Here is a 16108-nt window from a genome sequence, read left to right as displayed (position 1 = left end):
ACAACCCGACCGCGCCGCTTGGCAGCAGCGCAGCCGGTGGGTCAATCGCCCTCAGCGCTTGACCGGCTTGCCGTCCACGTCTAGCACCTGCACCTCGCCCAGCTTGAGCGCACGCACCGGAGCTTCGATCTTCTTCAGATCGCCCACGATCACCCAGGTCATCGCCTTGGGCGCGATGATTTCCTTGATGGCTTTCTGCGCTGCCGGCTGGTCGATCGCTTCCAGGCGCGGCTTGAGCGTCTGCACGTAATCGTCCGGGCGGTCGAACTGCACGATGCCTTCGATCGCACCCAGTACCGCGCCGGTGGTTTCGAAGCTGCCGGGCAGGGCGCGGATGCGCTGGTTCTTGATCTTCTCGATCTCCTCGGTGGTCAGCGGCTTGTCGCCGATGATCGCGGTGGCTTCCTTGAGAATCTCGTTGGCCGACTCGGCGGTCTTGTCGGTCTGCACCGGTGCCGAAAACAGATACGGCCGCTGGCCCTGCGCATCCAGCATGCGGGTGCCGGCACCGTAGGCCCAACGCTTGTTCTCGCGCAGGTTCATGTTCAGGCGCGAGGTGAAGGTGCCGCCGAAGGCGCCATTGGCCACGCCGATGGCCAGGTTGTCCGGCGCCTTGGTGGACGGTGCAAGCAGGCCGGCCAGGATCACCGACTGCGGCGCGTCCGGGCGATTGATCAGATACACGCGTGGCTTGGGCTGCGCAGCGACGTTGGCCAGGTTCTTCTTCGGCAACGGCGTGGCAGGGGCCTTCCAGTCGCCGAAGGCGGCATCGAGCTGCGGAATGATCTGCGCCAGCGTGGTGTCGCCGGCCACCAGGATGCGCAGGTTGTCCGGACGCAGCCACTGGCTGTGGAAGGCCTGCAGGTCCTGGGCGTTGAGGCTCTTGATCGCCGCCTCGGTGCCGCTGCCGGTGAGCGGGATGCCGTAGGGATGATTCTGGCCGAACAACAACGGCGGCAGTGCCCGCAGCGCCAGGCTGTTGGGCTGGGTCTTTTCCTGTGCGATGCCGGCCAGCCACTGGCTGCGGATGCGCTCGATGTCGGCGGCCTTGAAGGCCGGGTTGCGCACGATGTCGGAGAACAATTGCAGCGAGGGCTGCAATTGATCATTGAGCGCGTCCAGCGAGGCGCTGCAGCTGTCCAGATCGCAGCCGACCGCGGTGATCGCGCCCAGGCGCTGGCGGCGCTGCGCCACTTCCACCGAATCCAGCGCGGCGGTGCTCTCGTTCATCAGCGCGGCGCTGAAGCTGGCGGTGCCCAGCTTCTTGCCCTGGTCGGCCGCATAACCGGCATCGAACAGCAACTCCACCTGGGTCACCGGGATGGTGTGACGCTCGGCCAGGATCACCTCGATGCCGTTCTTCAACTTGCCGCGCTGCAACTGCGGGAAGCGCAGATCGGGGAACTGGCTGGTCTCCGGCACGCCCTTGCTGCGGTCCAGCGCGGCGGCGGTGATCTTGTACTTGCCGGCGGCCGGCAGCTTGGGTGCCGGCTTGCCGGGTTCGTTGCCACGTGCGACCACCGCCTTGTCTTCGGCGGCGGGGTCGAAGTCCTTGCCGGCCGGCAGCACGGTGAGCAGATAGTCGCCCTTGCCGAACCAGCTGGCAGCGGCCTGCTTGACGCTGTCCACGCTGGCGGCCTGGCCGCGTTGCAGATCCTGCTTGTAGGCGCCCGGGTCGCCGCGGTAGACCTGGCCCTCGGCCAGGATCACCGCCTTGCCGCCGAAGCCGCCGACCTTTTCCAGCCCGCGCACGAAGCCGGCGCGGTAGGCCACCTGTGCGCGCTGCAGTTCGTCGGCGGTGGGACCCTGGGCGATGAATTTCTTGAGTTCCTCGTCGATGATCGCCTCGACCTTGGCCGGGTCCACACCGTCCTTCACATCGGCCTGGATCTGTACCTGGCTGGACAAGGCGAAGGCCTGGATCGACGCCGACACGTCGTCGACCAGATTGTCCTGATAGACCAGGCGCTGATACAGCCGCGAGGTCTTGCCACCGCCGAGCACGGCGGTGGCCAGGTCCAGCTGGATCATTGCATCGGTGCCCAGTTGCGGCGCGACCCAGGTGCGATAGATGCGCGGTTGCGAGACGTGGTCGTGCTGCACGCCACGCTTCTGCGCGGCCAGCGGGGTCACCCACGGCTGCTGACGTGCCACCGGCTTGCCGGACGGGATGTCGCCGAAGTACTGCAGCGCTTTGGCGCGCGCCTGCGCCACGGTGATGTCGCCGGCCAGCACCAGGGTGGTATTGGCGGCGCCATAGTTGTCGTTGAACCATTGTTTGACGTCGGCCAGCGAGGCCGCGTCCAGATCTTCCATCGAGCCGATGGCGTCGTGCTGATACGGGTGGTTGGCCGGGAACAGGTTGGACAGGATGTTCTGGTCCACGCGGCCATACGGGCGGTTCTCGCCCTGGCGCTTTTCGTTCTGCACCACGCCGCGCTGGGTGTCGAGTTCTTCCTGGCCGATCGCGCCGAGCAGATGGCCCATGCGGTCCGATTCCAGCCACAACGCGGTATCCAGCGCGGTGGTCGGCACGGTTTCGAAATAATTGGTACGGTCGAACCATGTGGTGCCGTTCATGTCGGTGGTGCCGACCTTCTCGAACGGGGCGAAATAGCTGCCCTTGTTGTTCTCCGAGCCGGAGAACATCAGGTGCTCGAACAGATGCGCAAAGCCGGTCTTGCCGGCCGGCTCGTCGCCGGAGCCGATGTGATACCAGATGCTCACCGCCACCACCGGCGCCTTGTGGTCCTCGTGCACCACCACGGTCAGGCCGTTGGGCAGGGTGAAGCGGGTGTAGCCGATCTCGGGAATGGCGCTGCTGGCCGCGGGCTTGGACAGGCTGGCCGGGGCGGCTTCGACGGCGGGGGCAACGGTACCGGCAGCGACGCCGAGTACACCGGCGATCAACAGGGACAGCGGACGCAGCATGTGACACTCCAGAACAGGACAATCGGCCGAGGGTAGTGGCTGGTTGGCGGCGCCGCAAATGCTGTTTGGCAGTGTCGCTGCGGCTGCCGTGCCCCAAGACAGGCCGCAGATCTGAAATGCGGTGTAAGCGGACCCGGCCGCGCTCGACTCAAGTTGATCCTCGCCTCGCCGTTACTTGGGGCGACCTACCTTGACCAGACGCTACCTGCCGATCACGCCATGACCGTCCTGTTGCCGCCCGTGCCGATGCCCGCCAACGACGCCTTGCGCGTGGAGGCCGTGCGTCGGTTGGGGGTGCTGGACACCGAGCCCGAAGCCGAATTCGACGACATCGCCTGGTTGGCCGCGCACGTCAGCGGCGCGCCGATGGCACTGGTGTCGTTGCTGGATGCCGACCGCCAGTGGTTCAAGGCGCGTTGCGGCACCGATCTGGAAGGCACCCCGCGCAGCGTGTCGTTCTGTTCTTACGCGGTGATGGGTACCGAGCTGCTGGAGGTGCCCGATGCCGAGGCCGATCCACGCTTCGCACTGAATCCGCTGGTCACCGCCGCGCCGGGCATTCGCTCCTATGTGGGCGTGCCGCTGATCGGCCGCGAGGGCTATGCGTACGGCACCTTGTGCACGCTCAGCACCAAATCGCGGGTCCTCGACGAAAACCAGAAACAGGCGCTGATCCGGCTGGCACGCCAGGCCGCCAATCAACTTGAGGCGCGCCGCGACCGTTTGGCCGCGCAGGCGCAGCGGCAGACCCTGAGCCGCTTGCTGGAAGCCATGCCCGACGGCGTGGTTTCCTGCGATAGCGAGGGGTTGTTGCGCGAGTTCAATCATGCCGCGCGGCAATGGCATGGCACCGATCCGCGCCTGTTGCCGCCGGTGCAATGGGCGCAGCATTTCGACCTTTACGCTGCCGACGGCAGTACCTTGCTGCCTACCGAAGCCATTCCCCTGGTGCGTGCCTGGCGCGGTGAGCACGTGCGCAATGCCGAGATGGTGATCCGTGCCACCGGCCAGAGCGCGCGCAGCGTGTTGTGCAATGCCGACCCGGTGGTCAGCGATCAGGGCGCCGCATTGGGTGCGGTGTGCGTGATGCACGACATCACCCAGTTGCGCGACGCCTCGGCTGCGCTGGCGGGCGAGCGCGCGCGCTTGCAGTCGCTGGTGGATGCCTCGCAGGACGTGGCGATCATCGCCTTCGACCCGAACGGGCGCATCGAATTGTTCAATCCCGGCGCCGAGCGCCTGCTGGGCTACGCAGCGGACGAAGTGCTGGGCCGCTGCCCTGCGCAGTTCCATCTGCCGGCCGAGCTCGAACGGCACATGGCCACGCTTGCGTTGTCGCCGCCGTCGTACATCAAGCTGGCCGCCGCTGCCGCAGGCGATGTGCTCGAAGAAGAAATCTGGACCCTGGTGCGCAAGGACGGCGGGCTGCGGCGGGTACGGCTGTGCTTCAACGTCATCCACGACGCCCAGCAAGGACTGGCCGGCTATCTGGCGATGGCCATCGACGTCACTGCCGAGCTGCAGGCGCAGGCGGCCGCGCAGCTGGCGGCCGAGCACTTCAGGGGCGCGTTCGAAACCGCTCCGCAGGGCATGGCGATCGTCTCGCGGGACGGCGCCTGGCGCGACGTCAATCCATCGCTGTGCAGCATCCTGGGGTATCCGCGCGAGCAGTTGCTGCGCACCACCTTCCAGACCATCACCCATCCCGACGACCTGGAGATGGATCTGTGCTTTGTGCAGGAATTGATCGACGGCAAACGCGACAGTTACAGCATGGCCAAGCGCTACATCAGCCAGCAGGGCGCGGTGATCTGGGCGCAGTTGTCGGTGTCGCTGGTGCGCGACAGCAGCGGTGCACCGGTGCATTTCGTCTCGCAGATCCAGGACGTCACCGAACGCCATGTCGCCGCCGAACGCCTGGCCGAAAGCGAGGCGCGTCTGCGCGCGATCAGCGATGCCACACCGACGCTGGTCAGCCAGTTCGATGCCGAGCAGCGTTGCCTGTTCGCCAATGAAGCGCATCGCCACTGGCTCGGCGTGGAGCCGTCCAGCCTGGTCGGCCGCCATCTCACCCAGGTACTGGGCGATGACCTCAGTAACCCGGCGCGCGCTGCGCTGGCGCAGGTGATCGCCGGGCAACGCGCCAGCTTCGAACACGTGTTACGTGGCGGCGCGACACCGCGCGATGTGGAAATCACCTTGGTGCCCGCGACGCAGAGCGCATCGACGCAGGCGCAAGGGTTCTTCCTGATGGCGCACGATGTCACCGCGCACAAGACGCTGCATCGCCTGATGCACGAACGCGCCACCCGCGATGCCTTGACCGGCCTGCCGAATCGCCACGCCTGGTCCGAAGCGCTGCAGATCGCGGTGACCCAGGCGCAGCAACAACAGCGCGCGGTCGCCGTGATGTTCCTGGACCTGGACGGCTTCAAACGCATCAACGACGTGCACGGTCACCGCGCCGGCGACGCGGTACTGGTGGCCTTCGGCCGCTGCCTGCAGCAAGCGGCCGGCAGCCGTTATCTGGTGGCGCGCCTGGCCGGCGACGAATTCGTGGTGTTGCTGGACGACCTGCAAGACCCGCAGACCGAATGCGCGGCAGTGGCAGAACGGATTCGCACCGCTGCCGCAGCGGGCGCCGTGTTCGGCGAACAACACCTGCCGATCCACTCCAGCATCGGCGTCGCCTGGCAACACGGCCAACACGCCGACGCCGCCAGCCTGATGCACGCCGCAGACGAAGCGATGTACGCCGCAAAACGCGCCCGCTGCGGCAACGACACACCTACTGCCGGGCGCGATACCGCGCGGTAGTTAAGCGCGCCGCTCCCTTCTCCCACCGGGAGAAGGTGCCCAAAGGGCGGATGAGGGTACGGCCTACCCATAAAACCGCGTCAATCAGGAGCACTCCCTTCTCCCGCCGGGAGAAGGTGCACGCAGGGCGGATGAGGATACGGTTTACCCATAAAACCGCGTCAATCAGGAGCACTCCCTTCTCCCACCGGGAGAAGGTGCCCGAAGGGCGGATGAGGGTACGGTTTACCCACAAAGCTGCGTCAATCAGAAGTGCGCATTGCACTTCTGGATTTTGTGAGTAGCGATGCAATCGCATCCATCAATATTCACTCCCTTCGATGAATCTCACCACCTCGGTCGTCTTGAGAGGTGATAAAGGGTATGGATGCGTCGATTGCAGAGCGGGCGATCTGTGGCCTGGCTGCAGGGCCCTTGCCCGCCCACCATCGCGGGACACGCTGCAAGTACGTCCATGTAAGCTCTTACGCGGCATCCATGCCGCGTAAGGTCCCGCGACGGTGGGCAGGCAAGGACCCGTCGAGATGGTCGGTGTGCATGGTTTTAAAAAGCTACCGATCAACTCTCTGGTGCGGTGTCCTCGCCGCTTGCGGGACCGTGTGGCGGCCTGGATGCCGCCACCGAGCCCCCAGGGATGGGTTCACGGCGTGTCCCACGAGCGGTGAGGGCACCGCGCCCTCGACAAGCTAAGCTTTTGACTTGAGCCTCGGATCGCGTCTCGACGACGCTACGTTTCGAAGTCCTGGTTGCTTTATGCGTTGTGTCTCAATGCACTTGGACAGGCCCGCGCTTGCGGCGCGGTCGTTCCCAGGCACGCGCGCCAGTGACGCGCAAGCCGCGCCCTCTTGCCCCGCAGGGCGAGTGGCTATGCATCCATCCATCAAGCCGCCTGCACGACCGAACGCCGTTGCATTGCAGCTTGCTCTGGCACCAACCGGAACACCGCCACCGCGCGCGTCAGATCCGCGGCCTGATCTTCCATGCTGCGTGCGGCCGCCGTGGCTTCTTCCACCAGCGCGGCGTTCTGCTGGGTCATCTCGTCCAACTGCATTACCGTGGTGCTGACCTGCTCGATGCCGGCGCTTTGCTCGGTGCTGGCGGCGGTGATCTCGGCCATGATGTCGGTCACGCGCTTCACCGAGCTGACCACCTCGGTCATGGTGCTGCCGGCTTGTTGCACCAGGTTCGAGCCTTGCGCGACTTTTTCCACCGAGTCGGAGATCAGCTGTTTGATCTCCTTGGCTGCACCCGCCGAGCGCTGCGCCAGGGCGCGGACTTCGGTGGCCACCACCGCAAAACCACGGCCCTGCTCGCCGGCGCGTGCCGCTTCCACCGCCGCGTTCAAGGCCAGGATATTGGTCTGGAACGCGATGCCGTCGATGACGCCGATGATGTCGGAAATACGCGCCGACGATTGCGTGATTGCCTGCATGGTGCTGACCACTTCCTGCACCACGCGGCCGCCGCTTTCGGCGACATCGCCGGTGCCCTTGACCAACTGGTTGGCCTGGCGCGCGTTGTCGGCATTCTGGCGCACGGTGGAGGTCAGTTCTTCCATCGATGCGGCGGTTTCTTCCAGATTCGCCGCCTGATGCTCGGTGCGCGTGGACAGGTCGGCATTGCCGCTGGCGATTTCGCCGGCCGCCGTGTTGATCATCTCGGCCGAGTGTTGGATGCCCTGCACGATGCTGGTCAGCTGGATCGCGGTGCGGTTGGCCGCATCGGCCAGCCGGCCGAACGCGCCTTCGTAATGCGATTCCACACGCTGCGACAGATCGCCATCGGCAATGGCGGCCATGATGCGGCCCACATCGTCCAGACCTGCATCGGCCTGCTGCATCAAACGGTTCAACGCCTGCACCATTTCCGCAAACGCAAACTGGTAGCGCGATTGCTCGCCACGTGCAGAGAAATCGCCACGCGCGGCCGCGTCGGCCAGGCGCGCGATGTCGCTGTTGATCGCCGACAGGTTGCTCTTCACCGTGTCCAACGCTTCGTGCAGCGCCGCGCGCTGGCCGGGCAGGCGACGCATATCGCGGCGCAGATCGCCACGGCCGTAGTCGCTCATCACATCCATCGCTTCGTTGATGGCATCCAGATGCTCGAACACCACCGTGTTGACACCGTGCGCCAGCGTGCCGTAATCGCCGGGGAAATCTTCCGGGATGCGGTGTGCGATGTTCTCGCCCTGCTGCAGTCGGATCATGGTCTGCATCTCGCCGTTGAAGCGCTGCAGCTGGTTCTGCATCTGCTGCATGCTGTGCATCAGCTGGCCGGTTTCATCGCGCGATTCGACCCGGATATCGTTGTCGAAGCGGCCGGAGGCGATCGCCTCGGCGGTGCGCGATGCGGCACGCAGCGGCGCGGCCATGGCCGAGGCGATCAACCAGCACAGGCCGATCACCATCGCCACCAAGGCGCCGCCGATCAGCGTCAAGGTGCGCGTGAAGCCCCAGGCCTGCACCTGGATGTCTTCGGCGTACACACCCATCACCAAGACCCAGTTCCAGGCCGGAAAGGTCTTGGCATAGCTGATCTTGGGCAGCTGTTCTTTTTTACCCGGCTTGGGTGCGTTGTAATAGCTGAAGCCGTCGCCACGCTCGATCGCAGTCTTGATGTCGCGATACACGTACTGCCCGGCATCGCTCTTGTAATCGCTCATGTCGGTGCCGACGGCGCGCTTGGGATGCATCAGGATGCGCATCTGCGGATCGACGATGAAAAAGTAATCCACGCCATCGTTGGTGCGCATGTCGGCAAGCGTTGTACTTGCCGCTGCCTTGGCCTGTTCGACCGTCAACTCGCCGGCTTTGACCTTGTCGGCATAGTGCTGCATCACGGTGAGACCCATCTCGACCTCGGTCTTGACGCTGAGCTTGCGCGCCTCCACCAGATCCAGATATTGCAGGCGCGCCGCAGCCACCGCGAGCAGGATCACACCCACGGTCAGTAGCGCGCAGAGCAGGACGAACTTGCGGGTGAGTGGGAGATTGGCAACGTGACGACGCAATAGCGACACAACAGGCATGGCAACGACATCCAAAACGCGCGCAGGGCGCTATGACATGGATATCGGCTGATTCACATCCGGGTTGAATGCTGATTGCGGCAGCGTCTGCTTGAGCGGGGCAGATCATGCACCAATGCGATAGCTGCCGATACAACGTAGGANGCGCCCGAGGGCGCTCCTACGAGGTCATGCAGGTGGCGGGCATGGATCCATCGATCGATACCCGTCACCTGCATCCTTACATTGCAAACTGCCCGCAGCGTGTAGCACAACGGCGGACACGCGCGGCGTGCCCGCCTCACCGCACTCAGCTGGCCGCGCAGAAACCGAATTCAGCGGTTGCACCCGCTGCCAGGGTGCGATTGAAGTCCACGCCGCTGGCCTTGAGCGTGCTGCCGCTCTGCGACCAGGTGACATTCCAGGCGTTGTTGACGGTGCCGCTGACAGGCAGCGAGATCGACCAGGTGCCGCTACCGGTGCCGGTGTTGGTGACCTGCACGCGATTGCAGGAGCCGCCGCTCCAGCTGCTGTCCACGATCACCTTGGTGCTGAAGCTGCCCGTGGGGGTCGGAGTCGGAGTCGGAGTCGGAGTCGGAGTGGGCGTCGGCGTTGGCGTTGGCGTGGGAGTCGGTGTGGGGGTAGGCGTCGGCGTCGGCGTGGTGCTGCTGACCGTGCCCCACAGCGTGCGCAACAGGGGCATCTTGTCTTCGCGCACGCTGGTCCAGTCGTCGCGCAGGATGCCGCCGGTGTCGCCGCTGTTGGGATTCCACGACCAGTAGAAACCTTCGTTGATGCCCTTGCTGCGCAGGTACTTCATCAGTGCGTCCTGCCACACCTTGTCGCGCGCATCGCCTTCGCCGTACTTGCCGCCGAATTCGCCCAGCAGCAGCGCGTGGGTGCCGGCAAACTGGCCGAAGTGACGCTCCCAGATCGCGGGCATGTTGTTGGGGAAGTTGCTGTCGTTGAAGTACGACTGCACGAACACGTCCGGTCCGTACACATGCGGCGCCAGCAGCAAACGGTTGGCCGGGATGTTCAACGGTGTGCAGGCCAGCGGTTGCAGATTGCCGCCCCAGAAGATGCCGCCGTTGGTCGAGCACACCGGATTGTCGGTGATGCCTTCCACCGCAATGATCCACTTTGGCGCCACGGCCAGCACCGCAGCCGACCCGCGCTCGGCGGCCTTGTTCCAGTCGGTGGCCGCGTTGCCGGTGCCCCAGGTGGCGGCGCCGTGCGGTTCGTTCTTCAGATCCACACCGATCACGCTCGGCACGTTCTTGTAGCGGTTGGCGACAAAGCGCAAGTCGTCCAGCCACTGCGCTTCGGAATACGAACTGGTGTACCAGAGCTCGGAAATGGCGCCGCAATCGGGTGTGTGGTGATCCAGCAGCACGTAGATGCCGCGGGCGTTGAATTCGTTGATCACCTTGTCGAGGATCTGCAGCGAGGTCAGGCCCTGCAGATCGGGGTTGCGGCCATAGTCGATGCTGCTGGGCGTGGTGGTGGCACGCAGCGTGGCCGGGCAGAACGGCAGGCGCACGGCGTTGAAGCCCAGGCCCTGGATCTGGATGATCATGTCCTTCCAGTTGCGCGCCCACAGACCATGCATGACATGGTTGCCGGTCTCGAAACCGAACACGTTGACGCCCTTGAGCTGGACCACCTTGCCGGTGTCGTCGACAACCTTGTTGTTGCTGATGGAGTAGCTGAAGGCCGGTGAGGCGGCCAGCGCCAACGCCGTAGCCAGTGCGAGCGTGCTTGCAGCCCTGAAAATGGACATGGTGATCTCCCTGGAAGACCGACCCGACACCCGGGTGCGGTGAGGGGGGCATCTTGGTCTGCGGTCGTGTTATGTGGCGTGACCCCAGCCACAGAAAAGCGCATTGCCGCACCGATCACGTGCAGGCTGCGGGCGGGGATGCTTTCCCGCACACTATTGCCGCTGCGCAGTGTCCGCAGGCTGTCCCTTCTGTCCCCGGAGTGTCTTCCCAATGTCCTTCTTGCGTGCCGAACTGGCGCAATGGCGCGCCTCACCCGCGCGCGAACTCATGGCCGGTGCGGTCGCAACATTTGCCCTGATTCCCGAAGTGATCGCGTTCGCGTTCGTGGCCGGCGTCGACCCGCAGGTCGGCCTGTTCGCCTCGTTCGTCATCGGGATCGTGATTGCGTTTTGTGGCGGGCGCCCGGCGATGATTTCTGCTGCGGCCGGCTCGGTGGCGCTGGTGGCCGCACCGCTGGTGGCCACGCACGGGTTGCCGTATCTGCTGGCAGCCGGGTTGCTCGCCGGTGCGGTGCAGATCCTGTTCGGCTTGCTGCGGCTGGGCGTGCTGATGCGCTTTGTCAGTAGCTCGGTGCGCACCGGTTTCGTCAACGCGTTGGCGGTGCTGATCTTCGCCGCGCAGCTGCCGCATCTGCACGGCGCCAACCTGACCACCTGGGCGATGTTGGGCGTGGGCCTGGCGATCATCTACGGCCTGCCGCGGCTGCGCCTGCCGGGTGTCTCGGCGATTCCCTCGCCGTTGCTGTGCATCCTGCTGCTGACCGTTGCAAGCACGGCCTTGCATCTGCCGCTGAAGACCGTGGCCGATCTGGGCAAGCTGCCGAACGCGCTGCCGTTCCTGCAATGGCCGTCGGTGCCGTTGACGCTGGAAACCTTGCGCATCATCGCCTTGCCGGCCTTGGCCATCGCGATGGTAGGCCTTCTCGAATCGCTGATGACTGCGCGCGTGGTCGACGAACTCACCGACACACCCAGCGACAAGAACCGCGAATGCACCGGGCTGGGCATCGCCAATGCGGCGGCCAGCCTGTTCGGCGGCATTGCCGGCTGCGGCATGATCGGGCAGACCGTGGGCAACGTGAAATACGGCGGGCGTGGGCGCTTGTCGACGTTGTTTGCCGGCGTGTTCCTGCTGATCCTGATGGTGGCGCTCAAGCCGTGGGTCTCGCAGGTGCCGGTGGTGGCGTTGGTGGCGATCATGGTGATGGTCTCGGCCGAGACCTTCGACTGGCGCTCGTTGCGCACCGTGGTGACCCATCCGCGCACCTCCAGCGTGGTGATGCTGGCCACCGTGGCGGTGACCCTGCTCACGCACAACCTGGCCGCAGGCGTGGCGGTGGGTGTGGTGTTGAGCGGGGTGTTCTTCACCTTCAAGGTGGCCGGGCTGCTGCAGATCGCCCATAGCGACGACAATGGCGTGCGCACCTACAGCGTGCGCGGGCAGGTGTTCTTCGCCTCGGCCGACGTGTTCATCGATGCCTTCGACGCACGCCAGGTCCCCGGCCGCACGGTGCTGATCGACGTAAGCCGCGCGCATTTCTGGGATATCACCGCGGTGGCGGCGCTGGACAAGGTGGTGCAGCGGCTGCGTCACCATGGCCTGGAGGTGCAGGTCACAGGCTTGAACGCCAGCAGCCGGCGGCTGATGCAGGCGCACGCGCTGGGCGAAGACGCACTGGAATCTTCGCTGCCCTGAGCACGGCAGGGCGGGTGGGCGCATTCGGCCTGGCCGCACATAGCCGACACGCAGGCGGCCGACACGCACCCGGCTCCCGGGCTGGCTGGCCGCAGGCTGAGCGTGGCCGGGCAGCGACCTCAAGTTCGCCTGAATAGCGCCGATGAACCGACATCAAAGATTGCCGGTGATCGTCGTGATGCCAGTGCGTTCCAGCCCGAGATGTCTGCCTGCGTGCCGCCAGCGGTGCTGCGGGCGGGCGTCCGCGCACGGGATGGCGCGGCGATGACCAACGAACCGCTGCTGGAACGGATGGTGGACCTGACCGCCATTCGCGATGCCGATCTGCTCGATCTGAGCCTGCTGCGCACCGTGCGCGAGGTCTGTGCAGCTGAAGAACTCTCACTGCTGCGCATCGCTCCGGACGGCCGCACCATGGCCGAAACCCGGCTGCGCGAGGACGGCCGGCTGTCGTTGACGGTGGCCGAGATCCGCGACGCGCAACTGCGTGCGCAGCTCGCCGACGCACGCGGGGCGGGCGATGTGGTGCAGCTGGAGGAAGACGGCCGTGCACTGCTGGTCTACCCGATGATGGAAGCGCGCGGCATCCGCACGTGCCTGCGCGTGGGTGGTTCGCGCGTTCCCGGCACCGCCGAGCAGGCGATGCTGCAGGGCTTTGCGCGTTTTTTCCAGAATTACCGCAGCCTGCTCGACGATGCCCAGCGCGACGCGCTGACCGGGCTGCGTAACCGCAAGACCTTCGACGATGTGATCCTGCGCTTGTTCGCAGGCGCTGCGGCGGATGCGTCGGCAGGCGAAAGCGTGTGGCTGGGGATCGTGGACATTGATCACTTCAAGCGCGTCAACGACAGCTTCGGCCATCTGTACGGTGACGAGGTGTTGCTGCTGGTTGCCCAGCTGATGCAGCGCGCGTTCCGTCAGGACGACCTGCTGTTCCGCTTCGGCGGCGAGGAGTTCGTGATCGTGCTGCGCGGGGTGGACCGCGATACGGCGGTGAGCCTGTTCGAGCGCTTCCGGCTGGCGGTGGCCGAGTACGCCTTCCCGCAGGTGGGCAAGGTCACGCTCAGCACCGGCATCGTCGAATTGACCCATGGCCGCTTGATCAGCCAGATGATGGACGAGGCCGACAAGGCGCTGTACTGGGCCAAGCAGCACGGTCGCAACCGGGCCGAGGTCTACGCCGAGTTGATCGCCAGCGGGCAGATGCAGCATCTCACCCAGCAAGTGGGCAGTGTCGATCTGTTCTGAGTTGCGTCGTCCATGGATGGCAACGCAGTACCGCGCTGCGTGATGCAGCCGCGTTGGCAATGCACACACCCGGTCAAACGCCGCAGTGGCTACACTCCAGGGCTGTCTGGACAACACCTGGGTGCTGCAGTGAAGCGAGCTGTGATGAAGCAAGTTGTGACGAAGCGAGCCGTGATCGAGCGACTTGCGATGGGAATGCTGGCCATGGCGGTCTCGACTGCAGTCATGGCAGCGACCCCCACCTTCGATGGCGCGCGCATCTCGCGCGACGTCAAGGAACTGGCCTCCGATGCCTACGAAGGCCGCGGCCCGGCTACCGCCGGTGAAGAAAAAACCATTGCCTATTTGAGCAAGCAGTTCGCTGCGGCCGGTTTGCAGCCGGGTGGCGATCTCACCGATGGCAAGCGCGCATGGACCCAGGCGGTGCCGCTACGCCGCGCCGATATCGTCGGTACACCGACCATCGCTTTGCAGAATGCCGGCAAGCCGCAAACCCTGACCCAGGGCAAGCAGATCGCCATCCGCGCTGCGCTGGATGGGTCATCCACCGTCGACATCGCCAACGCACCGCTGGTGTTCGTCGGCTACGGGGTCAAGGCGCCGGAGCGCGACTGGGACGACTTCAAGGGCGTGGATCTGAAAGGCAAGATCGCGGTGGTGCTGATCAACGATCCGGATTTCGAAACCGGCAATGGCGCCTTCGACGGTGCCGGCATGACCTACTACGGCCGCTGGACCTACAAGTACGAAGAAGGCGCGCGCCAGGGCGCACTCGGCGTGCTGGTGGTGCACGAAACCGCGCCGGCCTCTTACGGCTGGGACACGGTGGCCAGCTCCAACACCAACACCATGTTCGATGTGGTGCGCGACAACCCGCGCGCCGCGCATCCCACCCTGGAAGGCTGGATCCAGCGCGATCTGGCCAGCGAGTTGTTCAAGCATGCCGGGCTGGATTTCGACACCTTGAAGAAGCAGGCGCAGACGCGCGGCTTCAAGCCGGTCGAACTCAAGGGCCAGGGCCTGAGCGCCAGCTACCAGGTCAAGTCCGACGTGATCACCTCGCACAACGTGGTCGCGCGCCTGGAAGGCAGCAAACGCCCCGACGAGACGCTGATCTACAGCGCGCATTGGGACCACATCGGCGTGGGCAAGCCGGACGCACGCGGCGACACCATCTTCAACGGTGCGCTGGATAACGCCAGCGGCACTGCGGCGTTGCTGGAACTGGCACGCGGTTTTGCCGCCGGGCCCAAGCCGGAGCGCTCGGTGGTATTCCTGGCGGTGACCGCCGAAGAAAAGGGCTTGCTGGGTTCGGAGTTCTACGCCTCCAAACCGCTGTACCCGCTGGACACCACGGTGGCGGTGATCAACATGGATGGCATGACCCCGTTCGTGCCCGCGCGCGATTTCGGCATCTACGGCACCGCCAAGCTGGAGTTGCTCGACCAGCTCAAGAGCGTGGTCGGCCAGTGGAAGCTGCGCTACACGCCCGATCCCAAGCCGCAGGCGGGGTATTTCTTCCGCTCCGATCATTTCTCTTTCGCCAAGCGCGGCGTACCGGCGTTGTCGTACGCCTCCGGGCAGGACTGGGAAGTGGGCGGCGTGGCCGCAGGCAAGGCCGCATCCGACGACTACACCGCCAAGCGCTATCACCAGCAGGGCGACGAGTGGAAGCCGGACTGGACCTTCGCCGGTGCCGCGCGCGATCTGGGCGTGCTGTATGCGCTGGGCCAGCAGCTGGCCGATTCGCGCCAGTGGCCCAACTGGAGCAACGACTCGGAGTTCCGCGCCACCCGCGATGCCAGCGAGGCCGCACGCAAGTAAGAGGGGGTGCGACGGACAGCTTTCATCCCATTGCCGACCAATCTAGAGCGATAGGGCTGCGGCTTGGCTGCAGGGCCCTTGCCCGCCCACCCTCGCGGGACACGCTGCAAGTACGTCCATGTAAGCTCTTACGCGGCATTCATGCCGCGTAAGGTCCCGCGACGGTGGGCGGGCAAGGACCAATTGAGATGGTCGGTGTGCGTGGTTTCAACAAAGCAACCGACTAACTTTCTGGTGCGGTGTCCTCGCCGATTGCGGGACCGTGTGGCGGCATGGATGCCGCCACCGAGCCTCCACGGATGGATTCACGGCGTGTCCCGCGAGCGGCGAGGGCACCGCGCACTCGACCAACCAAGCTTTTGATCGCACCTAAACGACGCAACGACTCGAAATCCTGGTTGTCTTGAAGTGATGAGCTTGCGCGGAACGCACCGTTCGTTGCCTGCATTGAAGTTGGTGCAGGACCCACATCGCTGATTCGGATAGACCATGACGCGCACGCTGCCTTCAGTTCCGGTCAGCGTCATCGGCGCGATCGCCAGCGTCATCACGCCGGCGATGCAACCGATTGCACTTCCTGGCACATCACTTGCAGTCGTCTTACACGACAGTGTGGTTCGCCGCCCGTGACAGCGCGCGCGTCAGGCTGCAATCTGTTGGGGTTGTGTTCGGTCGCTGCGGCGTAGTCTGCCGCGCTGTCCTCGTCGGGTGGGGCGAAGACGACAGAAAGCGGCCTTCGCTTCCTTAACGATCGATTCTTTAGGATGAGCCGCGACGTGAAGTTGCAGCCAGGAGAGCTTGT

General features: G+C 65.1%; 8 protein-coding genes. 5 read left to right on the top strand and 3 right to left on the bottom strand.

Going from position 1 to position 16108, the window contains the following annotated elements; translation table 11 throughout:
* Positions 1 to 51: 51 nt before the first annotated feature.
* Positions 52 to 2931, bottom strand: coding sequence for a M16 family metallopeptidase (locus XcyCFBP4188_RS16380; RefSeq protein WP_104592451.1), 2880 nt, complete (start codon positions 2929 to 2931; stop codon positions 52 to 54).
* Positions 2932 to 3042: 111 nt separating this feature from the next.
* On the opposite strand from XcyCFBP4188_RS16380, the gene XcyCFBP4188_RS16375 reads away from it, so the two are divergent.
* A complete protein-coding gene (locus tag XcyCFBP4188_RS16375) occupies positions 3043 to 5748 on the top strand; it encodes a PAS domain S-box protein (RefSeq protein WP_104592450.1) in 2706 nt (901 codons plus the stop codon).
* A gap of 880 nt (positions 5749 to 6628) precedes the next feature.
* Here XcyCFBP4188_RS16375 and XcyCFBP4188_RS16365 read toward each other — a convergent pair.
* Both XcyCFBP4188_RS16365 and XcyCFBP4188_RS16360 read right to left on the bottom strand, forming a co-directional pair.
* Positions 6629 to 8758 (bottom strand): methyl-accepting chemotaxis protein, encoded by a 2130-nt coding sequence (locus XcyCFBP4188_RS16365; protein WP_174705856.1) that lies wholly within the window; start codon positions 8756 to 8758, stop codon positions 6629 to 6631.
* Between the two features lie 307 nt (positions 8759 to 9065).
* Positions 9066 to 10538 (bottom strand): cellulase family glycosylhydrolase, encoded by a 1473-nt coding sequence (locus tag XcyCFBP4188_RS16360; protein ID WP_104592449.1) that lies wholly within the window; start codon positions 10536 to 10538, stop codon positions 9066 to 9068.
* Positions 10539 to 10749: 211 nt separating this feature from the next.
* On the opposite strand from XcyCFBP4188_RS16360, the gene XcyCFBP4188_RS16355 reads away from it, so the two are divergent.
* From XcyCFBP4188_RS16355 to XcyCFBP4188_RS22895, 4 genes are all read left to right on the top strand, one after another.
* Entirely contained in the window at positions 10750 to 12234 is a 1485-nt protein-coding gene (locus XcyCFBP4188_RS16355; RefSeq protein ID WP_006452889.1) for a SulP family inorganic anion transporter, read from the top strand.
* 264 nt (positions 12235 to 12498) lie between these two features.
* The gene (locus XcyCFBP4188_RS16350; RefSeq protein ID WP_043911058.1) at positions 12499 to 13482 is read left to right on the top strand and encodes a GGDEF domain-containing protein; all 984 of its coding nucleotides are present in this window, start codon (positions 12499 to 12501) and stop codon (positions 13480 to 13482) included.
* A 174-nt stretch (positions 13483 to 13656) separates the two neighbouring features.
* Entirely contained in the window at positions 13657 to 15306 is a 1650-nt protein-coding gene (locus tag XcyCFBP4188_RS16345; protein ID WP_104592465.1) for a M28 family metallopeptidase, read from the top strand.
* A 489-nt stretch (positions 15307 to 15795) separates the two neighbouring features.
* On the top strand, positions 15796 to 15936 hold the full coding sequence (locus XcyCFBP4188_RS22895) for a hypothetical protein (RefSeq protein ID WP_155767036.1): 141 nt from the start codon (positions 15796 to 15798) through the stop codon (positions 15934 to 15936).
* Positions 15937 to 16108: the final 172 nt, after the last annotated feature.

The sequence above is a fragment of the Xanthomonas hortorum pv. cynarae genome, from assembly GCF_002939985.1.
Lineage (GTDB): Bacteria > Pseudomonadota > Gammaproteobacteria > Xanthomonadales > Xanthomonadaceae > Xanthomonas > Xanthomonas hortorum_D.
This window is presented reverse-complemented; position numbering and strand designations above follow the sequence as displayed.

Excerpts from the sequence above, each read along its gene's own strand:
- XcyCFBP4188_RS16380 (WP_104592451.1), bottom strand. The coding sequence starts at position 2,931 with ATGCTGCGTCCGCTGTCCCTGTTGATCGCCGGTGTACTCGGCGTCGCT.
- XcyCFBP4188_RS16360 (WP_104592449.1), bottom strand. The coding sequence starts at position 10,538 with ATGTCCATTTTCAGGGCTGCAAGCACGCTCGCACTGGCTACGGCGTTG.
- XcyCFBP4188_RS16355 (WP_006452889.1), top strand. The coding sequence starts at position 10,750 with ATGTCCTTCTTGCGTGCCGAACTGGCGCAATGGCGCGCCTCACCCGCG.
- XcyCFBP4188_RS16350 (WP_043911058.1), top strand. The coding sequence starts at position 12,499 with ATGACCAACGAACCGCTGCTGGAACGGATGGTGGACCTGACCGCCATT.
- XcyCFBP4188_RS22895 (WP_155767036.1), top strand. The coding sequence starts at position 15,796 with ATGACGCGCACGCTGCCTTCAGTTCCGGTCAGCGTCATCGGCGCGATC.